Here is a 3,026-nt window from a genome sequence, read left to right as displayed (position 1 = left end):
GGCTGCGGCCTGGGCGGCGGGCTGCGCGGTGGTGGGCTGAGGGGTGGTGGTGCCCGCGGCCCCCGTGGCCGCGGTACCCGCCGGAGCCGAGGCGGCGGGCGCCCCTGGCTTGTAGTCGGCGAAGAAGTCCCACCAGGCTCGGTCCACCGAGTTCGGGTCCTGGAGGTACTGCTGATAGATCTCGTCGACGAGCCACTCGTTCGCACCGAACGCGGCCGCGGGGTTCTTGCCCGCTTGGTCGGTGTCGGTCGAGATGCTCGAGTTACTGGGGGACTGTGGCGACACGGCGGCAACCGCCCTCTTCCGCTTCACAAGGTGATGGACAGCGGAAATAAAGGCTACGCCCCCTTCAGCGAGAAGGTCAGGCCGGGCCCGTTCATCGTCGCGTAAGTCACATCTCAGAGCGTGTTTCGGCGCTGGAAATGGCGGGAAACAAGCGAGGTTTCGCTTCTTCGGGCCGTGTCGGGGACGCGTCGGCCCCGGCCCGGCGCGCGGATCGCGCGGGCCTGTGCCTGATCACACGTGTCCGTCAGCGCGGACGCCGGTGGATCTTGAGGCTCCGGTTCGAACTTTACGTCAACTTTGCACGGAAGGGCTGCCCGGAAGAGTGACAAGAATCCGGCAACCCCGCTCGGATTCGGCCACCCCGATCCGCCCGCCGTGCAGATCGACGGCCCAGCGGGCGATCGCCAGGCCTAGTCCGGTGCCGCCGTCGCTGCCGGGGCCGTGCGGCCGGTCGACGCTGCCGCGGTTGAAGCGCTCGAACACCCGGTGCCACTCGGTGCGCGGGATGCCGGGCCCCTCGTCCAGGACCTCCAGCTCCAGCGACTCCGGCTGCGGACCGCGCCGCGCCTTGACCGTCACCCGGCCGTGCGGCGGGCTGTGCTTGACCGCGTTGTCGATGAGGTTGGCGACCACCTGGTGGATGCGCTCCGGGTCGGCGTGCGCGGTGAGCTCCGGCGGCGAGACGTCGAGGTGCAGATGGACGTCCGTACGGGTGTGACTGCCGGAGCCCGAGGCGATGCCCGCGCGGGCGGAGGCGACCATGTTGGCCTCCTTCAGCACGCCCGACAGATACGGCCACACCTCGAAGCGCCGCTGCTTGAGCGGGACCACGCCGTTGTCCAGGCGGGACAGGTCGAGCAGGGTCTCCACCAGCCGGCCGAGCCGCTCGGTCTGCTTCAGCGCGGTGCGCATGGTCTCGGGGTCGGCGTCGGTGACGCCGTCGACGATGTTCTCCAGCACCGCGCGCAGCCCCGCGATCGGGGTGCGCAGCTCGTGCGAGACGTTGGCCACCAGCTCCTTGCGCCGGCTGTCCTGGGCCTCCAGCTCGTCGGCCATGACGTTGATCGTCTGGGCCAGGTCGCCGAGCTCGTCCTTGCGGTTCTCCCGGACCCGGCGGGTGTAGTCGCCCTGCGAGATCGAGCGGGCCACCGCGTTCATGTCGTCCAGCGGCGCGGTGAGCGAGTGCGCCACGAACTGCGTGATGAGCAGCGTGGCGATCATCGAGAAGACCATGATGAAGCGGAGCTCGGTCTTGGTGTGCACCGCGATCATGGACAGGCCGGTGGTGATCAGCACCGAGACGACGACCAGCGCGGTCAGCTTCGTCTTGATCGAGAACGGGCGTACACCGGCCCAGGGCCTGGGCGCCCCGGCACCTCTTCGCGCGGCCGGCCCGTCGCTCATGGCGTCGGCGTCTCCAGGGCGTAGCCCACGCCGTGCACGGTGCGGATGCGCTCGGCGCCGATCTTCCGGCGCAGCGCCTTGATGTGGCTGTCGACGGTGCGGGTGCCGGAGGCGTCCGCCCAGTCCCACACCTCGGCCAGCAGCTGCTCGCGGGAGAGCACCGCGCGCGGGGTGTTCGCCAGGCACACCAGCAGGTCGAACTCGGTCGGCGTCAGATGGACGTCCTCGCTGCGCACCCGGACCCGGCGCTGGGCGTGGTCGATCTCCAGTTCGCCCAGGCGCAGGATGCCGCTGCGCGGGGTGGTGGCCGCGAGGGCGGCGCGCTCCATGCGGCGCAGCAGCACGTGCACGCGCGCGGCGAGCTCGCGCATGGAGAACGGCTTGGTCATGTAGTCGTCGGCGCCGACGCCGAGACCGACCAGCATGTCCGTCTCGTCGTCCCGCGCGGTGAGCATCAGCACCGGCACCGGGCGCTGGGCCTGCACGCGGCGGCAGACCTCCAGGCCGTCGAAGCCCGGCAGCATGATGTCGAGGATCAGCAGGTCGGGCTGCCAGGCCTCCGCCGTGTCCACCGCCGACGGGCCGTCCGCCGCCGTCTGCACCAGGAACCCCTCGGCACGCAGGCGGGTCGCGATGGCGTCCACGATCGTCGCGTCGTCCTCGACCACCAGGATCCGCCGCTGCGCGCCGGGAGTGGTCGCCGCCGTGCCGTTGTGGGAGGTGTGTGTCTGCTCCATCGCCCGCCCCTGAGGTGTGCTTTCCGGAATCCGTGGGGTGATCCGTGATCTGCGCAGGACTGCGCTTGACGCTTGAATGATCCGCGTCAGTGCAGCAGCGTACGGGGAGTCGCCGCGCCTTAGCTATCCAGGGCGGACGCCGAGATGCACGACGTCCGGAACGCCCCGGGCAACGGGGATCTCTTCGGTACGCACCTGCTGGAACCCGGCATTCCGCAAGGTTTCTTCGAAATCCGAGGACGGCTGCGCGGACCATACCGCGAGCACCCCGCGCGGCTTCAACACCCTTGCGCAGCCTGCCAGTCCGGCCGGTGAGTACAGCCCGCCGTTGTCCTCGGTGACCGTCCAGCCGGGCCCGTTGTCGATGTCGAGACACAGCGCGTCGAACGTGTCGGATGTCTCATTGACGTGCCGTACGAGGTCGGCCTCGACGATCTCGGTGCGCGGATCGGCGAGGGCGGCGGCGGAGAGCGCGGCCAGCGGTCCGGTGCGGTGCCAGTCGATGACGGCCGGCTCACGCTCCACCACCGTGATCCGTCCCCAGCGCGGGTCCGCGGCGGCGTGTGCGAGCGAGAAGCCGACGCCGAGCCCGCCGATCAG

Annotated in this window: 4 protein-coding genes; all 4 read right to left on the bottom strand. The window is 70.4% G+C overall.

The genetic code is table 11. The annotated features are described in order from the left end of the window. Positions 1-285: 2-oxoglutarate dehydrogenase E1 subunit family protein (locus N4P33_RS34230; protein WP_260830820.1), on the bottom strand; the 285-nt coding region annotated here is incomplete at its 3' end. A 291-nt stretch (positions 286-576) separates the two neighbouring features. Beyond that, a complete protein-coding gene (locus tag N4P33_RS34225) occupies positions 577-1,689 on the bottom strand; it encodes a cell wall metabolism sensor histidine kinase WalK (protein ID WP_260830819.1) in 1,113 nt (370 codons plus the stop codon). Beyond that, complete coding sequence (locus tag N4P33_RS34220) at positions 1,686-2,426, bottom strand: response regulator transcription factor (RefSeq protein WP_260830818.1); 741 nt, start codon at positions 2,424-2,426, stop codon at positions 1,686-1,688. The genes N4P33_RS34225 and N4P33_RS34220 overlap by 4 nt, the downstream gene beginning before the upstream one ends. A gap of 123 nt (positions 2,427-2,549) precedes the next feature. Next, positions 2,550-3,026, bottom strand: a 477-nt coding sequence (locus N4P33_RS34215; protein WP_260830817.1) for a spermidine synthase, incomplete at its 5' end; no start/stop codon positions are given.

Source organism: Streptomyces sp. 15-116A, assembly GCF_025290915.1.
In the GTDB taxonomy this organism is placed as follows: domain Bacteria; phylum Actinomycetota; class Actinomycetes; order Streptomycetales; family Streptomycetaceae; genus Streptomyces.
This window is presented reverse-complemented; position numbering and strand designations above follow the sequence as displayed.

Excerpts from the sequence above, each read along its gene's own strand:
- N4P33_RS34225 (WP_260830819.1), bottom strand. The coding sequence starts at position 1,689 with ATGAGCGACGGGCCGGCCGCGCGAAGAGGTGCCGGGGCGCCCAGGCCC.
- N4P33_RS34220 (WP_260830818.1), bottom strand. The coding sequence starts at position 2,426 with ATGGAGCAGACACACACCTCCCACAACGGCACGGCGGCGACCACTCCC.